Origin of the sequence: Winogradskyella sp. ECml5-4, assembly GCF_036903175.1 — a bacterium.
Classification (GTDB): domain Bacteria; phylum Bacteroidota; class Bacteroidia; order Flavobacteriales; family Flavobacteriaceae; genus Winogradskyella; species Winogradskyella damuponensis.
Window position 1 is genome coordinate 104977 of sequence record NZ_JAYJLF010000001.1, and the last position, 23334, is coordinate 128310.

Sequence of the window (23334 nt, forward strand, 5' to 3'; positions counted from 1 at the left end):
ACATTAATATTATTTCTTTTTTAAACTGATAGCGAAACCTCCACCCTCAGCTAATTTTATAGCTAATTTTGAATTTTTATTAAGTTCAGTTCTTTCTATTGTTAAATCTAATGGGTTATCGTCCCAATGGGCATTTTCTCCATCTTTATAAATGATAGCTTCATAGGATTGATCTTCGTCTAAAAAACTAAAATCTAATTTTAAAGATCTTGCATTTTCGTCTGTAATGCCTCCTACAAACCAATTTCCAGTCTCTCTTTCTTTTCTTGCAATAGTCACATAATCACCGACTTCACCATTTAAAACTACTGATTTATCCCAATCTACACCAACATCTCTGATAAACTGCAAAGGTTTTGGGTTAGCTTCATAATGTTCTACTAAATCGGCTGCCATTTGCACAGGACTATAGATTACCACATACAAAGCCAATTGCTGAGCTATGGTTGTATTGACTTGATTATCCTTTTTATATTCATCGAATTTTATATTGAAAATGCCTGGTGTAAAATCTATTGGTCCAGATAACATTCTTGTAAAAGCTACAATGGGTAAATGCTCTGGAGGATTACCACCATCACTAGACCAAGCATTAAATTCTTGACCTCTTAAACCTTCTCTCGAAATTGTATTTGGATAGGTTCTTCTTAAACCCGTTGCTTTTATAGGTTCATGTGCATTGATAGCAACTTGATACTTTGCTGCTTTTTCTACTGTATGATTATAATGATTCACCATGTATTGCCCATGATGATATTCGCCTTTTGGTAATATTTTACCAACATAACCTGTTTTAACCGTATGCATACCGTATTTCTGCATCAACGCAAAAGCGGTGTCTTGTTGTTTGGTATAGGTTTCTGTAGCTGCGGAAGTTTCGTGATGCATAATAATATCGACCCCCTTTTTCTTTCCATAACGCACCACCTCATCAATATCATAATCTGGATATGTAGTAACAAAATCAAAGACGCCTTCTCTATCTTCAAATCCAATCCAATGTTCCCAACCTGTATTCCAGCCTTCAACTAAAACACCTCCAATGTTATTTTTGGCAGAAAAATCAATAAAATTCTTAACGTTTTCTGTCGTTGCTCCATGTTTGCCATGTGCTTTTCCTGTATCTGCCCATTTAGCATCCACCTTTTCCATACCATAATCCCATGACGATTTCCCTAAATGCATTTCCCACCAAACTCCGGTATATTTCATAGGTTTAAACCATGACACATCGCCAAGTTTATTGGGTTCATTTAGATTAACAATAAGCTTAGATTCAATTAAATCTGGGGCATTATCTGTAATTTGAATGGTTCTCCATGGAGTATGAAAAGGAACCGTACGTTTTACTTTATAATCGTTGTTTTTGGAACCTACTAAATTGCTTTTTAGATTAAGGTTTTCTGTATCAACTTTTAAGGTCATACCGGAATAATCAACCAAAGCAGCTTCATGAAAACTTAGATGTATTCCATCGTTTCCAACCATAGTTACAGGTGTATTCACCGCATTCTCTGGAATATAAGTTTGTGCTAAATTTTTATGATTAGCATACTGCAAAGCATCAATTTCAGAAAGGTTTGTTGTGTTATATAAATGTTCGTAAATATCCCAATCTCCAGGAATCCAAAAAGTTTTATAATCTTCTGTTAGGTTAAATTCGGTGTGTTCTTCTGTGATGAAAACCTCACCTCTTAATCTTGCTTGTTCTGGAAATTCGTATCTAAATCCAATACCATCATCGTAAACTTTAAATACAATATTTAGAAAACGCTCTGGTGTGGTTTTCTCTTGAAGCTCAACTCTTAATTCATTATAATTATTAACCACATCTAACTGTTCTCCCCAAGGCATCTGCCAAGTTTCATTAAAAGTTGAAGTGCTTGTATTTTTTACAATGAAATTCTTATGAAATGCTGGTACATCTTTAAATTCAAATCCTAAATATGAAGTATCTACAACTGTTTTAGTATTGAATTTAACCTTATAAAATGGTCGTCCTGCTTTGTTCAAACTAAAATTCACAACGACCTTTTTATTTGGCGATGTGATTTCTGTAGTCTGTATTACATTATCATTACAAGAAAGTAATGCAAATGCGACAACTAAGGTTAATAAATACGTCTTCATAAGTTGAACAATATTATTTAAGATCTACCAAGTTTTTAAAACCTTAGAGATCTAGTTTATTGATTATTTCTTTTCTAACAACACTATTTCAAATGGTGATTGAATCGTAATTGTTCCTTTTTCTACCACTTGAGTTTGTCCGGAATAAGCATCATGTAAAGTGTCTCCATCTTCAAAAACTTTAGAGACATCGATTATTTTTTCTCCTTGCTTTAAGTCTAAGCCAACTACGACCAAATCCTTATAATTTCCTTTTTGATAGCTTCTATAAAAATAATATGGAGAAGCTGTAATCATTTGATGCTTTCCGGCACCAATTGCTGGGTGTTTTGCTCTAAATTGACCTAATTTTTGCCAATGTGTTAATACGTCTTTGGTATGTTGTCTTTTAGCAATAGAATCCCAATTCATCATTGAGCGTAATGTTGCATCCCCTTCGGTTCCTTCTACTATGAGAGAACGTGATGATTCATCTCCATAATAAACTTGAGATGTTCCTGGTGATAACAATAATTTATTAGCTGTTTCAAAAGGCTTTTTTCTTTGAGCATCAAATGGTCTTCCATCATCATGAGAGCTTAAATAATTTACAGTTCCAAAGCCTTTTAACTCATCATTTAATATGGTATTATAGTGTTTAAATAACTCTTCATAATTTTTATCTTTTGAATTGTATTTAAACTCAAAATTTATCAAACTTTGAAAACTAGGTGGATTAAAGTAATTTACTTTTCGATCACCAAAATCAAATTCCTGACCAGAACTTACACCATAATTATAGACTTCTCCAAGGAGGTAAAAAGGGTTGTCATCTAACACCTTTTCTGGATTTTGTTTTTTGTATTGGGCAAATGCATAATCACATTCTACTTTAAACTCTTCCCAAACGTATTCTTCAACATGTTTTACAGTATCTACTCTATAGCCATCGACACCGAATTCTGTGATGTAATCCGTTAGCCATTTCATAATATAAAAACGTGGAGCTCTTGGATGCCCTGTTCTTTCAAAGAATTCATTAAGTTCTTTTACCTCTTGTTCGTAACGCCCTTCAGCTTTCCATTTTTCTACTAATTGTGGTGGCAATTCTACATTATTGTTACTCTCTGTTCTAATATCTGGTAGATTAGCAACCAAAGTGCAACTTATGGTGTTTTCATAATCTTCATAAGAACATTGCTTATCTGTTCTCACCCACTCTTCTGGCCAAACTGGATCTTTTTCAGTTACAGGACCTGTATGGTTAATTACAGCATCTAATACAATTCTTATGCCTCTAGCATGTGCTTCTTTTACTAACGCATGCAAATCTTCTTTGGTACCAAAATTAGGATCAATTTTTGTCCAGTCTTTTGCCCAATAGCCATGAAAACCATAAGAGACTCCTGTTCCTTCATCGGTTCCTCCGTGGATTTGTTCCACTATTGGAGTCATCCAAATCGCATTAATTCCTAAATCGGTAAAATACCCTTCTTTAACTTTTTGAGTAATTCCTTTTATATCTCCACCTTTAAAACCTCTAAGTTTTCCTGTTTCTAGAGTTCTATCAAAATTGACATCATTAGAAGTGTCACCATTATTGAAACGATCTGTTAGTAAGAAATAAAGATTCGCAGCTTCCCAAATAAATGGTATTTCTACAACTTCGGGTGTTTCCACGGTAGCGGTTTGGTTTTCTGTGTCTTTATTTTTGCAACTCAAAGTGACAAGAATTATAGTAAATAAAAATAGTTTTTTCATATGTATTGCCCACGAAAGTGGGTATCTTTTTGATTATCGGTATTAGACCCGCTAGGTTTACAAAACCTGCTAGGTCTTTATTTGATTTTTAAAATAAACGACTCCAAAGGTTTAATATCAATTCTGACTTGTGCTTTACCATTTTCAACTTTTAAAGTTGAAGTATATGTTTTATACAATTGGTCTTTTACTTCGTATTCACCATCTTGAAGTTTTAATTTTTGAACTAAATCTTCTGGTAATTGCAACTCAAAACCATAAGTATTATCTGCATTAAAGTTTGAAATAATTATTAATTTTTCATCATCACTCCAGCGAACAAAAGACAACACTTTATCATTATACCATTCCGTATTTTGGTGATTGTAATGCTGAATATCTTGATACTCTCCCATTAAGGCCGAGCTATTGATGGTAAAAGTCAATAAGCGTTTATAAAAATCTCGAAGCTCTAATTCTTCTGTTGTAGACTGCCCTCCATCAAACTGTTTATTGTTAACCCAACGAACTACACTTGGTACAGAGCCATAATCGAAAATAGATGTTCTCGTTGGATCTCCAAATCCTAAATCTTTGGCGCCTGGCTCACCAAACTCTTGTCCAAAATAAATCATAGTTGGTGCTGTTGATGACGTTGCCGAAACCACCATTGCGGGTTTTCCTTTGGCTGCACTTCCTGCAAAATCTGGACTCGCAATACGTTGCTCATCATGGTTTTCTAGAAAATGAAGCATATGGTGTTCTATATCACTTAAATCTTTCAAGATTGGAGGAATATTATCTGTACTTCCATGACCTTGCATCACGTGTTTTAAGGTATCATACAATTGTACTTTATCATACAAATAATCCATTTTTCCTCTTTTGATATAATCTCTGTATAAACTTGGATTGTAAACTTCGGCTAATAAGAACGCATCTGGATTTTCCATTTTAATATGCGAATTCATATAACTCCAAAATTCAACAGGTACCATTTCTGCCATATCGTAACGGAAACCATCCACTCCTTTGGCGGTCCAATACAAGGCTATGTCTTTAAATTTTATCCATGAGCTAGGAACCGTTTTACCTTTCCAAAATTCGAAGTGTTTTTTGTAATCTTCAGTATCGAAACCATCTGGTAATTCATCAAAGTCTTTTCTTCCTTCTGGTGAAATTCCATAATTTACTTTTACAGTTTCGTACCAATCGTTCATATCTGGTTGCGATGCACGTGAACCATTACCTGTCCATTTTGCAGGCACTTCTTCAAATTTACTATCTGCTAAAGGATGTTGCTCACCTCCTAATGGTTGGTAGCCATTTTTCCATTCTGGCACTTTAAATGCTTCACCTGGATTATAGTAAAAATTATTATTGACGTCGTAGGTTTTAGTTGTATCATCTTCGGCTCCAAAATCGGTTGTGCCTTCAGGATTAGTTAAACTTTGATAATTACGCGCTACGTGATTTGGAACGATATCAATAATCACTTTTAATCCGGCTTTGTGTGAGCGCTCTATTAAAGCTTCAAATTCTTCTAATCTGTTGTCTACATTTACAGCTAAATCTGGATTAACATTGTAATAATCTTTAACTGCGTAAGGAGAACCTGCTCTACCTTTTACAATATCTGGATCGTCGTTTGAAATTCCGAATGCTGTATAATCAGTAATTACATCATGATGTGGCACACCTGTATACCAAATATGCGTAACTCCTAAATCTTTAATTTCATTTAAAGCTTTATCTGTAAAGTCATTGAACTTTCCAACTCCATTTTCCTCGAGTGTTCCCCATGGTTTATTAGTGGTATTTGTGTTTCCAAATAAACGTGTAAACACTTGGTATACGACTTCTTTCTTCTTCATGCTTTCTTTTATTTCACTTTCATTACGACTATGATCAATGTCTAGCTTTTTCGTTTCATTCTTACACGCAAAAAAGCTTAGTACAATTAACAATGCTGTGATTCTTTTACTATTTTTCATTAGGATTATTTTTTCAGTTTAACTGTAATTACAGCTATTTCTTCAGAACTCTTTTCTATTGGAATTCTTACTGTTTTTAATGTTTCAGACCAATCAAAATCGTCATGTCTTCCAACCATAACGCGTTTGGGTTTTTTATCTAATCCGTGAATGGTTAGATAATAAGTTCTGGATTTAGGGCTAAAATTCTTTCCTGTTTTATCAGTTATAACAAATTCTAGTGTAGACCCCTTAGAAGTCATTTCTAAATTTAAAATTTCATAATCTTCGTTAGCAATGGCATTTGCGGATTGACCATCGTCGATATAAATTTGTCGGCTACTTTTTAAAACTGAAGCATCATGATAATAATCAATTTTATAAACCGTGTCATCATATTTTGCAGTGGTTTGAATCACATTTGTATGCGGTAGAAAAGTTCCTGCTCTTACGTATGTCGGAATTGAGTTTTCTTTTAATGCTACCGATTTTGTTTGTCCACCATTTATTTTTTCATCCGTATAAAAATCAAACCAGACATTCTCCTTTGGAAAGTAAACGTCTTGTTCTGTTATCGCTGCTTCTAAAACAGGTGAAACTAAAATATCATTTCCCCATAAATAGGTTTTTGAATAGTTAAACAGTTCCGAATTATCCGATTCTTCAAAAAACAATGGTCGCATTAATGGTTTCCCAAATTTGGTATTTTCATACACCAAATTGTAATTGTATGGCAATAATTTAGAGCGTAATTCAATAGCTTGCTTGGCTAGTTCTTTTGCTTTTTCGCTTCTAAAAATGGGTTCGCTTGGCACATCTTCTTGAGCATGTGGTCTAAATATTGGATTAAATACTCCGTACTGCAACCAACGTACATAAAGCTCATCATCTAAATTAGCGCCCGCAAAACCACCTAAATCACTATGCATATACGCTAATCCTTGCATTCCCATTTGTAGTGCAATTTCAGGTTGACTTTGTAAACCACCCCAAGTTCTATTTACATCTCCTGACCAAGGAATTAATCCATAGCGTTGTGAACCTGAGTAGCCCGCACGCATTAAAATGAATGGTCTTGTATTTGGAAAATCGCGTTGGTAGCCTTCAAAAACTAATCTTGCCCAATCGTGGCCATAAATATTATGAACTTCATCTGCACTACCTGTTTTATGTTGTACCCAATTGGGGTGCACTTCTGGCTCACCCAAATCGCCCCAAACTCCAGCAACTCCTTTATCGGCTAATCCTTTATAAATATTCCAAAACCATTTTTCAGCATCACGATTGTAAATGTCAATGAGCCCTGTATTCCCAAAATAGAAATCATATTTTGCAGGGTTTCCAATAGAGTCTTTGGCTAAAATGCCTTTTTCAACAGCTTCATCCCATTTTTTAGACGTTGATAAAATAAACGGCTCTGTGATGGTTATTGTTTTTACACCTTTATCATTGAGGCGTTTTACCATGCCTTCAAAATCTGGAAACGAATCTCTAAAGACTTCTAAATTTCCCATGGTTCCTTTTAATTCTTTTCCAAACCAATATAAATCTAGAATTATAGCATCAACCGGAATTTTTTCGTCATTAAATTTAGCTATGGTTTCTTCAACTTCTTGCTGAGAATGATACCCAAAACGGCTTGAAAAATTACCTAAAGCCCAACGTGGCAGCATTGGTTGCTTTCCTGTTAAATCGGTATAAACATCCATCATATCTAACCAAGAATCACCAACAATGACTTGGTAGGTTTTTCGGCCTGAGATGGTTTCATATTTTAAGGTATTGTCATCTTTACTGTCTAAATCTAAAAAACCAATTGGTGCATTATCAAAATGCAACATGTACTGTTTTGAAGACACTACAATTGGCATGGTGTAATTCATCAGTTCGCTATGTGTTTCGTAACCATAATGTGCTCTATTGTATAATTGCAAACGATTACCACGACGATTCATTCCTAATGCTCTTGCGCCTCCTCCATATAAAACTTCATCTTTTGTAAGATTAAAATTTATAGTTTCTAAACTGTCATTTTTTACATAACCTTCTTTTTCTGAAATAATAAATTTGTCTTTGTAATAATATGAAATTTGAAAAGGGCTTTTTGTAATGGCAACGTATAAACCTTTGGTTTTTAAAACAACATCATTGCCTCTGTCTGTCATTTCAAAATACGAATTGTAAGGCTTTGCCACCACAGCATGAGATTGTGCTTTTAAGTATTCGCCTTTAGGCACAAAAGTGGTTTCAATAATATTTGAAGAATAGGGTTTGATAATATAATAGCCATCGTTGACTTCAACTTTTAAATCTAAGCCCTGTTTTACAGCGCTTTTAAAAACTCGATTAGTATTTTGAGCATTTAAAAGAGTAAATGAAAAGAGGGTTACAATAAATAAAATTATGTTTTTCATTTTTAAGTTTTTGAATTCTGACAGACGCATTCCATCCATCTTCATATCTATTTCGTTTTCTTGGTTAATGTCCCTAGTAAAAATTCTAAAGGTTGATCTAATCGTTTATTCCAAGAATTTTCAGAATGATCTGTACCTTCAAAAAATAAGTTCTTAGCATCTAATTCTGTATAGCCTTTTGCTTTTAAAATGCCATCTACTCTTTGAGCGTACTGTGGATAATGGGCATCTAAGGTTTTATTACCATAATCGAAGTATAATTTGTGTAATCCCGCTTGTGGTAAGTTGGCTTCCATATATTTAAAAATAGCTTCAGGAAAAGGGTTATTTTCTCTTGGTGCTGCACCAACCCAATGTGTAGATAAACATGCTGCACCTCCAAAAACATCTGGATATTCACTCACAGCATACATAGACATTAAACCTCCCATACTAGACCCCATTACAAAGGTATTGTCCTTGTCTGTAGCAACGGGATAGGATTTATCAATAGCAGGTTTTAATTCTTCTACTATAAATTTCAAATAATTATCGCCATTAAATTTGGAATCTGCATTGGCATTCACAGCTTCCTTGAACAAGTTTTCTTGAACAGATTCATCTAACATTTCAAATGCCTTTTCAGGAAACAAATCTTGCCAGCGAATTCTAGGAATATTATGAATCCCAACAACTATAAAATCCTTTACAGTACCTTCTAACATTAACTTTGAAGCCCATTCATCTACTTTCCATTCTTGCTTATTCCAAGTGGTAGTAGAATCGAATAAATTCTGACCATCGTGCATATACAATACGGCATATTTTTTATTTTCAACATAGCTTTCAGGTATCCAAATATCTACCGCTCTTGGTTGAATATATTTAGAAGGAAAACTATCGACACGCAAAATTTCTCCTTTAAAAAGGGTCGCACTCTTTACGTGTATAAAATTTGGTGTTGGCGTATTTACGACAATTTCAGATTCAGTATCATTAACCTCAGTTGTTTTTGTGTCTTCTTTACATGAAACCATGAATAAACTACACAGCAAAATTGATATTACAATTCTCATCTTAATTAGATTTGGTGGTTAATATAACACTTCCTTTATTAGCTATTTTTATGCTAGTATCCCAAATTATTATTTCATCTGAAATAATATTTTTTAAGCTCTTTCCATCTAAACCTAACTCTTCAAATCTATCTAAATCTAGTTCTAGCGGATTTTCATTTTTATTAATAATATGCACAATGGTTTCATTGCCTAAAATTCTAGCTAAAACATAAACTCCATCTTCTGGTGCAAAATGCATGGTTTTCCCATTGTGAATAGCCTTGCTGTTTTTCCTGTAATTTAGGATTTGTTTAAGATAGACTTGCATGTCTTTTTGTGCTGCAGTTAGTCCTTCTCCTGAAAATGCATTTACAGTATCACCTTCCCAACCTCCTGGGAAGTCTGTGCGGATTAAACCATGATCCCCTGGATTATCAAAATCGTCCATTAAGATTTCTGTTCCGTAATAAATCTGTGGAATTCTTGGCATCATCAATAGATAACTCAATGCCATTTTAGTATTAGTTATATCGCCTTTAAATTCTGTAAAAACACGACTCTTATCATGGTTGTCTAAAAATGCCATTATATCTTTTGGAGAGGTATAGGCAAAATCATTAGCTAAGCCTTCATACATTTTAACAAGTCCTTGATCCCAAGATTCATATTCATTTAAGGCATCTACGATATGTTTTTGCATGGCAAAATCCATGGTCGATTTTAAATTAGAATCGTATTTATCATTGTTATGGTGTCCTTCTTGCCAATACCCTATTAATAATGGATTATAACTCCATTCTTCACCTACAATAGAAAAATTGGGATATTCGGTCATAATAGCTCCTGCCCAATCACTCATAAAATCTTTATCAGAATATGGATAGGTATCTTGACGAATACCTCCTAAACCTAAAGTTTCGACCCACCAAATACTATTCTGAATAATATAGTTTGCCATAAATGGATTGCGCTGATTTAGATCTGGCATATCAGACACAAACCAACCATCAGCCATCTCGCGATGATCGCTTTTAGAGGCATAAGGGTCTTGATTGGTAGTACGTCTGTGGTTGGATGTTTTAGTGACTTTCCAATCCCAGTTATCTATATGTTCTTCGTATAACTCTTGATAGTTTACCCAATCTTTAAACGGTAAATCTTCCATCCACCAATGGTATAAACCACAATGATTAGCCACCTGATCCATGATGAGTTTCATATCTCGCGATCTTAAATTATCGGCTAATTCTCTATACGTTTCCAAGGTTCCAAAACGTGGATCGACTTTATAAAAATCTGTCATAGCATAGCCATGATAAGATCCATTGGGCATATCATTAATTAAAACAGGACAGGGCCAAACGGCAGTAAATCCTAAATCTTCAATATAATCTAGATGCTTTGTAATCCCTTGAATATCGCCTCCATGTCTTGCATAATTATCTGTTCTATCAATGCCTTGTTGAAGCAGCCCTTCAATTTCATCATTTTTAGGGTTGGCATTTGCAAAACGATCAGGAGTGATTAAGTAAATGGCATCTGAACTGTCAAAACCAACGTAATCTTCTGCCGGTTTTTCACGAGATTTTAGTTCGTAAGTTTGAATTAATTCTAACTTATTTTCAAATTGAAAAGTAATATTGAATTGCCCTGCTTTTGCTGTTTCAGAAATCTCTAAATCTAGAAAGAGATAATTAGGACTGTCTGCTTTATGAACTTTAATTATAGAAACACCTTGATAAGACATTTTAGGTGTAGCCTTCCCTATATTAGGATGCTTAACTAAAAGTTGAAGGTTTTGATTTTTGAAGCCAATCCACCAATGAGGTGGCTCCACTTTTTCGATATCGTTTTGAATTTCAGTTACAGGTTCTGAAACCACTTTTTCCTCAGATGTGGTTTCTTGACACGAAAACACAGTTGCAACTAGTAGCGTTAATAGTGTTAGTTTTAGTGTTTTCATTGTAATTTATTTTAAAAAAGAAACAAGTTGTTATTGCAACCTTAAACAAATACCTACAAGGTTTTTGAAACCTTGCAGGATATTTATTTTTTATTTTAGACCTGCTAGGTTTTAAAAACCTGCAAGGTCAAATTAAACAGTAACCATATTATTAGGACTTATAGCCACTTCTTTTCCATCTACATAAATGGTTAAATCTTTATCGCCTTCTAATATAAATTGTGTTTCGTTTTGGCTAACACTTACAGTGATAATTTGATGTCTAAAATTCACTTTAAACGAATAGGCCTCCCATTGTTTTGGGATTTTAGGTTCAAAAGATAAGGTATCATTTTTAACTCGCATACCTCCAAACCCTTCAACAATACTCATCCAAGTACCAGCCATTGAGGTGATATGTAAACCTTCGTGTACTTCGTGATTGTAATCATCTAAGTCTAATCGAGATGTTCTTAGATAAAAGGTATAAGCTTGATCCATACGGTCTAATTTAGCCGCTTGAATACTATGTACACAAGGAGACAATGAACTTTCGTGAACTGTAAATGGTTCATAAAACTCAAAGTGACGTTCTAATTCTTCCGTGGTAAATTTATCTTCAAAGAAATACATTCCTTGTAGTGTATCTGCTTGCTTTATATAAGGAGAACGTAAAATTCTATCCCAAGACCATTTTTGATTAATTGGTCGTTGTGATTGGTCTAAATCCTTTACTGTGATTAATTCTTTATCTAAAAAACCATCTTGTTGTAAAAACACCTTGTGTTCTTCAGAATATGGAAAGTACATATTGTCGGCTACCTTTTTCCAAAGATCTAACTCCTCATGTGTAATTTTAGTTTTTCCAGCAATTCTGTTATAATCATCATTATAACCTTCTTTTACTTTTTCAATCGTTTCTAAGGTATAATCGATACACCATTTCGCAATATAATTTGTGTACCAATTGTTATTAACGTTGTTTTCATATTCATTTGGTCCAGTAACACCAAGAATAACATACTTATTCTGGTTTGTAGAAAAATTAGCTCTTTGATGCCAAAAACGTGCAATTCCGATTAAGACTTCAAGTCCCATTTCTGGAATGTAGCTAAAATCACCTGTATATCTATAATAGTTAAAGATGGCAAAAGCTATAGCGCCATTCCTGTGAATTTCTTCAAACGTAATTTCCCATTCGTTATGGCATTCCTCACCATTCATGGTCACCATAGGATATAAAGCCGCTCCATTTGAAAAGCCTAATTTTTCAGCATTTTCTATGGCTTTTCCAAGATGGTTATAACGATATTTTAAAAGGTTTCTAGCGACTTCTTGGTCTTTAGTTGCCATATAAAAAGGAATACAATACGCTTCAGTATCCCAATAGGTACTTCCTCCGTATTTTTCTCCCGTAAATCCTTTTGGACCAATATTTAAAGTGGCATCTGTACCTGAATACGTTTGATTTAGATGAAAAATATTAAAACGAATCCCTTGCTGTGCTTTAACATCACCATCAATGGTAATATCTGCCATATCCCAAATTTTAGCCCAAGCTTCTTTTTGGTTGTCTAATAACTTAGAAAAACCCGCTTCTGTAGCTTTGCTTAATGTGGATTTTGCTGCAGCAACTAATTCATTTTTATCGTGATCGCGATCTACAGTATAACCTCCAAATTTGTGAATAGAATATGTTTCTCCTTGCTCAACATTATAAGTATAACTGAAAGACGCTAAATTTGAATCTGCCGTAAAATTTGGTTCAGTTAATACCGATTTACCATCAATAAAAACTTGAGACTCCATAAAGGTACAGGTGTAAAAATCTGTTTTCATGGTTTTAGCCTGAATGAAGGCTTGATGATTCTCATGGCTCACATTTAACGTGTCCCAAAACTTATCGTCCCAATTGGTATCTTCGTTTGTAATTCCTGAATCTAAATATGGTTCGAAGGTAATTTCTGCAGCTGCATTTAGAGGTGTAATGTTGAAATTAATGGCTCCAACTTCATCTAAATCTAAACTTAGGAATCGGGTCGTTTTTACTTCAACTTCAATATCATTTTGAAGCGTTGCAACAAAACTACGAGACAACCAACCCTCTTTCATGTTTAGTTCTCTACGAAAGTTTTTTACGTTTTTACAAGTAAATAAATCGAGTTGTTCGTTATTAATAATGACATTAATCCCTATCCAACTTGGCGCATTTAAAACTTTAGCAAAATATTCTGGATACCCATTTTTCCACCAACCAACTCTAGTTTTATCGGGATAGTAAACGCCTGCAATGTAGCTCCCTTGAAATGTAGGGCCTGAGTATTTTTCTTCAAAATTAGCACGTTGTCCCATAGCACCATTTCCAATGCTAAATAAACTTTCTGATGCTTTAACCTGATCTGGTTCAAATCCTTCTTCTAAAATTGACCAGTTGTTTGGGATGATGTAATCTAGGTTCATTTATAATATTATTTAAAAGTCTCTTTATGAGACATTTTTTTTATGTTTAGTTTTCTATTAATGATTTTATAAAATCATCTGATATTTCTGTAAAATCATTGAATACGTAGTCTGCATGGCCTAATACGTCTTTGCTTCCGATACCTATGGATATCATATTGGCTGCATTTGCTGCTTCAACTCCAGCAACAGAATCTTCAAAGACAATACAGTCTTCTGGTTTTATATTTATCTCCTTAGCGGCAATTAAAAACACTTCTGGATCTGGTTTTGCTTTGCTGACATCATTTCCATCTACAATAGCGTTGAAGTCTGCTAATAAATTGACACGCTCTAAAATGGTTCTAGCATTTTTACTTGCAGAGCCTAAAGAGATCGGTTGATTATTTTCTTTTAGTGTTTGTAAAACTCTTGGAACATCGGGTAGAATTTCATTTTCATCCATCTCAGCGATATAGCTCAGGTATTCTTCATTCTTTTTACCCATAAGTTCGTTAAACAACTCTTGGGAAATGGTTTTATTTCCCCAAGCCAATATTTTTTCTAAAGAGCGCACACGGCTAACTCCTTTTAATTGTTCGTTTTCTTCTTCTGTAAAATCGATACCTAAACCTTTAGCCAGTTGCTGCCATGCTAAAAAGTGATATTTTGCGGTATCTACTATTACACCATCAAGATCGAATATGAATCCTTTTTTGTTCATTTTATTAATTTTGAATAACGTCGTCAACGTCTTTAACTTTTGATACTAATGCTGCTGCGATTAAAAAACTGATACCACTCATCATTAAAGCAAATATGGCTTGATTTCCGTATGCATATTTAACTAGAGGTCCACCAATTAAGGCATTAATTATTTGAGGAATTACAATGAAAAAATTAAAAATCCCCATATAAACACCCATCTTTTTAGGAGATATAGAACCTGCTAAAATAGCGTATGGCATGGCTAAAATACTCGCCCATGCAATACCAATTCCAATCATAGAAACGATAAGCCAATTTTTATCTGGCATAATGTAAATTGAAAGTAAACCTAATCCTCCAATAATTAAGGATATGGCATGCGTGCGTTTTCGTCCTATTTTCTTAGCGATATAAGGAAGCGCAAAAGCGTAAAATGCAGAAACAAGATTATAGACTCCAAAAAGAATACCTATCCAATCTCCAGCATCTTGATATGTAGCACTACTGCTATCTGTATAAGGTAAACCATAAATATGTTGTGCAATTGCTGGTGTTGCAAAGACCCACATTCCAAAAAGTCCAAACCAAGAGAAAAACTGGACCCAACTTAATTGGCGCATTGTAGCTGGCATTTTTCTAAAATCTTCAAAAATATCAAGTAAACTCGATTTTTCTTCACCCGCTACTTGAGTAACATCTGTATCTTGTTGTTCTTCGAAACGTTGTAGTTCTTCAGGAGAATATTCTTTTGTGGTTACAACAGTTACTAAAATTGATAGAATTAATATAACAGCTCCAATAATAAATGATAAAATTAGATTTGTTGGAACAACACCTGCTACAGTTTCATTTGAGACACCAAACCAATTGGTTAAGGCATAAGGTAACCAAGACCCAATAACAGCGCCAAAACCTATTAAAGCCGTCTGAATACTAAATCCTGCTGTACGCTGATCTGTTCTTAAATTATCACCTACTAAAGCCCTAAAAGGCTCCATAGCAATATTAAAAGAAGCATCCATAATCATTAACATTCCTGCTCCAACCCATAACGCTGGCAAAAATGCAATGAACATATCAGCTTGCGGCATTAAAACCAACCCGATGGATGCCAAAATTGCTCCAACTAAAAAATAAGGCTTTCTCCTTCCTAGTTTTCCCCAGGTCTTATCACTGTAATAGCCAACTATAGGTTGAACAATTAAACCCATTAAAGGGGCTATAATCCAAAACCAAGATAACTCGTGAACGTCTGCTCCGAAAATTTGAAGTATTCTACTTGCGTTAGCATTTTGAAGGGCAAAACCCATCTGTATCCCCAGAAATCCAAAACTCATGTTCCAGATTTGCCAGAAACTTAATCTATGCTTTTCCATTAAATAGTATGTTTTAATTAATACTATTCTGACAAGCTTAGCTTATCAAAACTTATGTGAGAAGTGAAAATATAAGTTTTGAATATGCGGTAAAGATAAAAAAGATTTTAAACTAACAATAACAAATTTCTATTTGGTAGATTCTCGCTCTATTAATTCTGTTGGAATTACAACAATCTGAAACTCCTCTTCATGGGTAGTAAATTCACTTTCTAACTTATCTATTAATAAGTCTGCAGCTTTTTCTCCCATATCTTGAGCATGCTGACTAACCGTAGAAAGACTAGGCGTTGCGTGCTTTGACAACACACCATCTGTAAACCCAATAACCTGAACATCTCCAGGAATCTCTAACCCTAACTTTCTAGCAACTTTCATTGCGCATAACGCATATAATTCATTAACTGCAAATACTCCATCAATCGCTGAGTTTAACTTAAAAAGTTGCTCAATTTCTTTTTCTAAAGCTTCTAAATGCACTTCATAATCAAGCGAATCATCTATTTTTAAAATCAATTCAGCCTTTGGCGCAATTTTATGTTCTTCTAAGGCTTCAAGATATCCCTGTGTTCTAAGCTTACCAACACTAACATAGTCTTTGGTAGTAATTAAGGCTATAGATTTACATCCATTATCTATTAATTTTTCGACTGCTTTTTTTGCACCATTAAAATCATCTACAATAACTTTATCACATTTAATATCTGATACCACCCTATCAAACATTACAATAGGCATACCTTGCGTCATCGTTTCATTAAAATGGTGGTAGTCTTGTAGTTTTAATGTTTCTTTGGACATAGACAATATGAAACCATCAATACTACCATTGGCAAGCATTTCCATATTGATTACCTCTTTAGAAAACGACTCATTAGACAACCCAATAATAACATTATAACCTCTTTTATTAGCAACTAGCTCTACACCTCTAATAACCTTAGAAAAGAAATGATGAACTATCTCAGGTATTATAATCCCAATAGTATTAGTTCTTCTGTTTTTTAGGCTTAACGCTATGTTGTTAGGTCTGTAATTATACAGTTTTGCAAAAGCTTGAACTTTCTGCTTAGTATCTTCACTAATTTCAGCGCTATTACGCAATGCTTTAGACACTGTAGAGATAGAAACATCTAATTCTCTTGCAATCTGTTTAAGGGTTATCTTTCGTTTCATGTGGTAATATTAATTTTTTATCCCTATATAATTATCGAATTTGACGATAAAATTTTTAACACGCTTATTTCATAATTAGTTTTATGAGAAAACGAATATAAGTTAAAAACTTAGTTTTGCGATTTTCGATTTCACAATTTCAGCTACACATTATTTAAAAATTCTTAGTTTTTCATTATTTTAACACTAATCTCAATATCTAAAGAAAAGTTTTTAACACGAAAACGTTTTCGTGACTTTCGTCATATTATTTAACAGTAGAAACACATTATTTTTACATAGATTTAACCCGAGAAGTGAAAATATAAATCTATTAACTAAGCAATTAACTTAAAAACATTGTATGAAAACAGTTTTAAATGCTTTACTATTCTGTCTCGTTATGCTACCCGCAACCTTAATGGCGCAATCTACTGCCAAGGGTATTGTTACAGATAAAGCAAATGCCATGCCTATGCCAGGCGTAAATGTTATTATAAAAGGTACTTCCAGAGGAACCTCAACAGATTTTGACGGTAAATATTCAATAGAACTAAGTGAAGGTGAAGTTCTTGTATTCTCTTATGTTGGTTATACCACACAAGAGATTGTATTCACTGGCCAAACTAGTATTGATGTCGTTATTGAAGAAGACGCTTCCATACTAGACGAAGTTGTTTTAATTGGTTATGGTAGTACTAAGAAGGAAGATTTAACAGGAGCTGTAGATTTACTGAAAGCCGAAGACTTTAATCAAGGTCCAGTTGTATCTGCACAGCAGTTAATTTCCGGAAAAATAGCTGGTGTATCTGTTACCTCTGGTAGTGGAGCTCCAGGAGATGGTCAAAACATTCTTATTAGAGGTAATGGTTCTTTATCATTATCAAGTAACCCATTAATTGTCTTAGACGGTATCCCTTTAGATAATGGAGGTGTAGGCGGATCTAGAAACCCACTGAACCTTATTAACCCTAATGATATTGAAAACATGACCATATTAAAAGATGCGTCTTCAACAGCTATATATGGTTCTAGAGGTGCCAACGGGGTTATTATAATAACGACTAAAAAAGGTAAAGACACCGAATTTAGATTTAATGCCACATCTACTGCAACAGTGCACACCTCTGTAGATAGGGTTGATGTTTTAAATGCAGATCAATTTAGAGAAATTGTAACTAATCATCCTAATGCAGATGCTACCACAATTGGTCTTTTAGGAAATTCTAATACCGATTGGCAAGATGAAATATACCAAACAGCTTTTGGTCAAGATCACTCATTTAGTGCCTTAGGTAGTTTATATGGTGTACCAATGCGAGCATCACTTGGTCACTCAGACCATGACGGTAATTTAATAGGTGACAACTTTCAAAGAACTACAGCTTCTCTTAATTTTTCGCCAAAATTATTTGATGATCATTTAAAACTTGACATTACTGCTAGAGGAAATTATACCGAAAATGTCTTTGCAGACAGAGGTGCAATTGGAAATGCCAATACTTTTGATCCTACACAAGCTATTTATGATCCAAATTCTCAATATGCAGGTTATTTCTCTTGGATAGATACTTCAACAGGCGAACAACCTAGTCTAGCAGGAACCAATCCTGTAGCTCTATTAAACTTAACAGATGACACCTCAGAGGTGAGACGTTATGTAGCTAATATAAAAGCTGATTATAAATTACATTTTTTTCCAGATATAACAGCTACAGTAAGTACAGGTATTGATAAATCTAATAGTCATGGTAGAACCGTAGTTTCTGAATTAATTCCAACATCAAGTCTTGAATGGAATGGGTCTACAAACTCTTACGTTAATGAATCTACTAACAAATTATTTGATGCTTATTTAACTTATAACAAAATTTTAAACGATAAACATAATATTACTGCGGTTGCTGGATATTCTTATCAATCTTTTGAATATGATAACTACAGTTATGATAGTGTAGCAGAAGGACGCGCACAAGCGGATCCTGAAGCTGATATTGATTATGAGTTTATTGACAAGTCTAAAAACGTATTACTATCTTATTTTGGCCGTTTCAACTATGATTACGATGGTAAATATTTAGTAACGGCGACGCTAAGAGCAGATGCTTCATCAGTTCTAAACCCAGATGATCGTTGGGGCTATTTCCCTTCAGTAGCATTTGCTTGGAATATAAATAACGAAGATTTTTTAGATAGTAAAAATATAAATGAACTTAAAATACGTTTAGGATACGGTGAAGTAGGAAATGTAAATGGCTTAGAACCTTACTTGTTTTTAACAAGATATACAGGTAGTCAATCTTCTGCTAATTACCAGTTTGGGGATACATTTTACCAAACTTATAGACCAGACCCTTTCAATAAAAATTTAAGATGGGAAGTTGGAAACACTATTAATGTAGGACTAGACTATAGTTTATTTGATAGAAGAGTATCAGGTTCTGTTAATTTATATAGAAAACTCACCAAAGATTTAATCGCCTCAGCATCTGTGGACCCATTTACAAATTTTGGCTCAGAAGTTAAATCAAATATAGGTGACATGGAAAACCGAGGGGTTGAATTTGCCTTGAACCTAGTACCGATAAGGACAGAAGATTTTGAATGGTCAATAAATTACAATATTTCATTTAATGAAAATGAAATAACTAATTTACCTTTTGTTCAAGAAACTGGTGGTGTCTCTGCCGGAACTGGAAATAATGTACAATTACACACAGAAGGAGAAGCACCTTATAGTTTTTATGTGTATCAACAAGTTTATGATACAAGCGGAAACCCAATTGAAGGAGCTTTTGTCGATAGAAATGGAGATAATGTAATTAACGATTCTGACAAGTACATCTACAAAGATCCTTATGCAGATATTATCATGGGATTAAACACCAACCTTAGTTACAAAAAATGGGACTTAGCTGTAGTCACTAGAGCCAATATTGGTAATTATGCTTACAATGATGTTTCTGCTGGTAATTCTTACTTAACTGGGGTTGTTCCAACATCGAACAACTTCTTATCAAATTTACATTCGAGTTATTTAGACAATGGTTTTATTAGTCAATCTGATGAAAACACCTTCAGAAGTAGTCACTACATAGAGGATGCTTCATTCTTTAAAATTGATAATATCACCTTAGGATACACCTTAGATAACGCCATTAAGGATGTAACATTAAGATTATATGGCTCAGTTCAAAATGTGGCAACTATTACAGACTACAAAGGTTTAGATCCAGAAATTACTGGAGGAATAGATAGTAATTTCTATCCAAGACCAAGATCATTTGTATTTGGTGTTAATGTAGATTTTTAAAAAAATGAATTATGAAAAATAGAATGAAACAACTAATTTTTATCGCAGCTCTCTCATTTTTCATGACTTCATGTCATGATGACTTAGATCAAAATCCAATTGATCCAGATAGTTTTACAGAGCAAGATGTTTTTGCAAATGCAGCGGAAGCGAAAAGTGCCTTAGCTAAACTTTATGCGAGTTTAGCATTAACTGGGCAGCAAGGGCCTGCTGGTAATGCTGATATAGCAGGAATTGATGAAGGATTTTCACAATACACACGTATGTTATTTAACCTAAATGAATTAACTACAGATCATGCCGTGGTAGGTTGGGGAGATGCGGGACTACCAGATTTACATGGTTTATATTGGTCAGCTAGCAACGATTTTACTGGAGCTATGTATTTACGTCTAGCACAAGAGGTATCTTTTACAAATGCGTTTATTCAAAATGCGACAGCATTACCTGATGAAGAAGCACAAACCTTTATCGCCGAAGCGCGTTTTTTAAGAGCTTTTGCATACTATAATCTTATAGATTTTTATGCTAATGTTCCATTGGTAACAGAAATTACAACTGACTTACCATCTCAAAGTTCTAGAACGGAGTTATTTGATTTTGTAGAGGCTGAATTATTAGACATTCAAGATTTACTATTAGACTCAAATGAATACGGACGTGTAGACAAAGTTGCTGCATGGGCTTTACTTTCAAAATTATATTTGAATGCTGAAGTATGGACAGGCACTCCGCGTTATACAGACTGTATAACGTATTCAGAAAATGTAATGAATTCTTCATACATTATAAACACAACAGATGCCAACGGCAATGGTTCTGCTTATGATGAATTATTTTTAGCGGATAATAATACTAATGGTGCACAAAACGAATTTATTTTCGCTATAAACTTTGACGGTGTTCAGTCTCAAACCTATGGCGGTTCTACCTTTTTACTACATGCTTCAATTGGTGGAACTATGGATCCATTAGCTTTAGGAGTTAATGGTGGCTGGGGAGGCTACAGAACAACTAAGGCACTTGTTGAAAAATTTGAAACAAGTGACATTGATATACCTTCTTTGAATAGTGCTCTTGGCGGTACCCTCTCTGATTGGGGGTTAGTAGGGGATTTAAATAATTGGGGAGATCCAAATGAAGATGGCAATCCTGATGAAGATGCTGATATAGAAATGTATGAAATTTCAACTAATCAATATGCTTTGTATATAGAGTTAACTGATGGATTCTTTAAATTCAGGTTTAACGAAGATTGGGGTGTTAATTATGGAGATAATGATGCTGATGGTATATTAGAAGCAGGAGGAGCAAATATTGAAGTAACTGCAGGTACGTACTTAGTTACTTTTGATCTAGACAATTTAACTTATGATCTTACTGAAGTTGTTGCTGAAGGAGATAAAAGAGCCATGTTTTATACAGATGGACAAAGTTTAGAAATTGAAAGTATTCCACCTTTTGATCAAGGTTATGCAGTAACTAAGTTCAAAAACATTGATTCAAATGGTAACCAAGGAAATGATACTACTGGCGAATTCGTTGATACAGACCTACCTATTATCCGTTTAGCAGAAATTTATTTAAACTACGCGGAAGCTCACCTAAGAGGAGGTGGAGGTAGCATCGCTACTGCTGTTGATAAAATAAATGAATTAAGAATGAGAGCTTATGGTGGACCATCTGGAAACATTTCTTCTGGAGATGTAACTTTAGATTTTGTCCTTGATGAACGTTCTAGGGAATTATATTGGGAAGGTCAAAGACGTACCGATTTAATTCGATATGATTATTTTACAACGAATGCCTATTTATGGCCATTTAAAGGAAATCAAGCCAATGGTACTTCAGTGAGTCCATTTAGAAATGTTTTCCCAATTCCAAACAATACTATCTTAACAAACCCTAATTTAATTCAAAATGAAGGATATTAATAAAAAATCTAAAACTATGAAAACAATAAAATTTCTAGCTTTGTTGCTAATAACCATAATTGGCTTTAATGCATGTGAAAGCGATGACAGCTTAACATATACAGCGCAACCAAACGGTGAATTAGCCTTTACAAATTCATTTTTAGCAGAATATATTTTAATTCCTTCTGCTGCAGGAAACTTAGGTGAGCGTTTCACTTGGAATGATGCTGATTTTGATATAGAAACAAGTATCAACTATGAATTACAAAAATCTATCACTGGTGATTTTAGTGACATGGAAGTTATAGGTACTACAGGTGAAAATGACTATGCTGTTACTATAGGTAATTTATTAGAATATGCTGAGGAAGCAGGCTTAGATAGTGACCCTAGTACTGAAGACATGCCAGATACTGGAAATGTATATTTTAGAGTTAAAGCTTCTGTTGGTACAGAAAATTCTTTAGATATAATTTCTGAAGCACAAGCCTTAACACTAAGACTTATTGGTGGAGATGATGTTGTTGTGGAAGAGCCGTTAAAAAATCTTTTCTTAGTTGGTGATGCAACTGCACCAGGTTGGAGTGAAAACAATAACAACCCAGCTATAATTAGACATCCTGATAACGAAAACATATATAGCTATAAAGCTTATTTTGTTGGAGGAGGTGAAGGATTTAAATTACTAGAAACTTTAGGACAATGGCAACCACAATGGGGTGTTGGTGCTGCAACTGGCGAAGCTGCTGTAAATGACGGTACAGGAGAAGATCCTTCTGCGTTTCCTATAGCTACAGATGGTTATTATTCATTTACTATAAACATTGAAGACATGACTTATAGTTTAGAAGCTTATGATGCATCTGCTGCAGTTACTCAAACAACTATTGGTATTATTGGAGATTCAACACCAGGTGGTTGGGATGCTGATACAGACATGACGCAATCAACTTTTGACCCACACATTTGGAATATTAACGGTGTAGAATTAGTAGATGGTGAATTAAAATTCAGAGCAGATAATGATTGGCCTATAAATTGGGGTAGCGATACTGCTATTAGTGGTTTTGGTACTCAAGATGGCGCAAATATACCTGTTACAGGAGGTACATACAACATTTGGTTTAACGATCTAGATGGTGGTTATATCCTAATACCTGTAGAATAATTTAATTTTAGTAACTACAAAAAAGGCTATGAATTATCATAGCC

Annotated in this window: 13 protein-coding genes; 3 read left to right on the top strand and 10 right to left on the bottom strand. The window is 34.2% G+C overall.

Annotated elements, in window-relative coordinates; all coding sequences use genetic code 11:
- Positions 1 to 9: 9 nt before the first annotated feature.
- The 10 genes from VDP25_RS00420 to VDP25_RS00465 form a co-directional block, all read right to left on the bottom strand.
- A complete protein-coding gene (locus VDP25_RS00420; protein WP_334465391.1) occupies positions 10 to 2130 on the bottom strand; it encodes a glycoside hydrolase family 97 protein in 2121 nt (706 codons plus the stop codon).
- Between the two features lie 63 nt (positions 2131 to 2193).
- Positions 2194 to 3870 (bottom strand): alpha-amylase family glycosyl hydrolase, encoded by a 1677-nt coding sequence (locus VDP25_RS00425; RefSeq protein ID WP_334465395.1) that lies wholly within the window; start codon positions 3868 to 3870, stop codon positions 2194 to 2196.
- A gap of 77 nt (positions 3871 to 3947) precedes the next feature.
- Entirely contained in the window at positions 3948 to 5843 is a 1896-nt protein-coding gene (locus VDP25_RS00430; RefSeq protein ID WP_334465398.1) for an alpha-amylase family glycosyl hydrolase, read from the bottom strand.
- A gap of 5 nt (positions 5844 to 5848) precedes the next feature.
- On the bottom strand, positions 5849 to 8236 hold the full coding sequence (locus VDP25_RS00435; RefSeq protein ID WP_334465401.1) for a TIM-barrel domain-containing protein: 2388 nt from the start codon (positions 8234 to 8236) through the stop codon (positions 5849 to 5851).
- Positions 8237 to 8283: 47 nt separating this feature from the next.
- Positions 8284 to 9291, bottom strand: coding sequence for an alpha/beta hydrolase (locus VDP25_RS00440; protein WP_334465405.1), 1008 nt, complete (start codon positions 9289 to 9291; stop codon positions 8284 to 8286).
- Position 9292: 1 nt separating this feature from the next.
- Entirely contained in the window at positions 9293 to 11236 is a 1944-nt protein-coding gene (locus VDP25_RS00445) for a glycoside hydrolase family 13 protein (RefSeq protein WP_334465408.1), read from the bottom strand.
- Between the two features lie 132 nt (positions 11237 to 11368).
- Entirely contained in the window at positions 11369 to 13675 is a 2307-nt protein-coding gene (locus VDP25_RS00450) for a glycoside hydrolase family 65 protein (protein WP_334465411.1), read from the bottom strand.
- A gap of 46 nt (positions 13676 to 13721) precedes the next feature.
- A complete protein-coding gene (pgmB, locus tag VDP25_RS00455) occupies positions 13722 to 14378 on the bottom strand; it encodes a beta-phosphoglucomutase (protein WP_334465414.1) in 657 nt (218 codons plus the stop codon).
- A 4-nt stretch (positions 14379 to 14382) separates the two neighbouring features.
- Positions 14383 to 15738, bottom strand: coding sequence for an MFS transporter (locus VDP25_RS00460; protein WP_334465417.1), 1356 nt, complete (start codon positions 15736 to 15738; stop codon positions 14383 to 14385).
- Between the two features lie 129 nt (positions 15739 to 15867).
- Positions 15868 to 16914 (bottom strand): LacI family DNA-binding transcriptional regulator, encoded by a 1047-nt coding sequence (locus tag VDP25_RS00465; RefSeq protein WP_215927063.1) that lies wholly within the window; start codon positions 16912 to 16914, stop codon positions 15868 to 15870.
- Positions 16915 to 17257: 343 nt separating this feature from the next.
- Here VDP25_RS00465 and VDP25_RS00470 point away from each other — a divergent pair, with 343 nt between their 5' ends.
- The 3 genes from VDP25_RS00470 to VDP25_RS00480 are packed head-to-tail and all read left to right on the top strand — an operon-like array spanning position 17258 to position 23290.
- The gene (locus VDP25_RS00470; protein WP_334465422.1) at positions 17258 to 20206 is read left to right on the top strand and encodes a SusC/RagA family TonB-linked outer membrane protein; all 2949 of its coding nucleotides are present in this window, start codon (positions 17258 to 17260) and stop codon (positions 20204 to 20206) included.
- 11 nt (positions 20207 to 20217) lie between these two features.
- On the top strand, positions 20218 to 22140 hold the full coding sequence (locus tag VDP25_RS00475; protein WP_334465425.1) for a RagB/SusD family nutrient uptake outer membrane protein: 1923 nt from the start codon (positions 20218 to 20220) through the stop codon (positions 22138 to 22140).
- Positions 22141 to 22156: 16 nt separating this feature from the next.
- Positions 22157 to 23290: a SusF/SusE family outer membrane protein gene (locus VDP25_RS00480; protein WP_334465428.1), complete on the top strand. Its 1134-nt coding sequence runs from the start codon at positions 22157 to 22159 to the stop codon at positions 23288 to 23290.
- Positions 23291 to 23334: the final 44 nt, after the last annotated feature.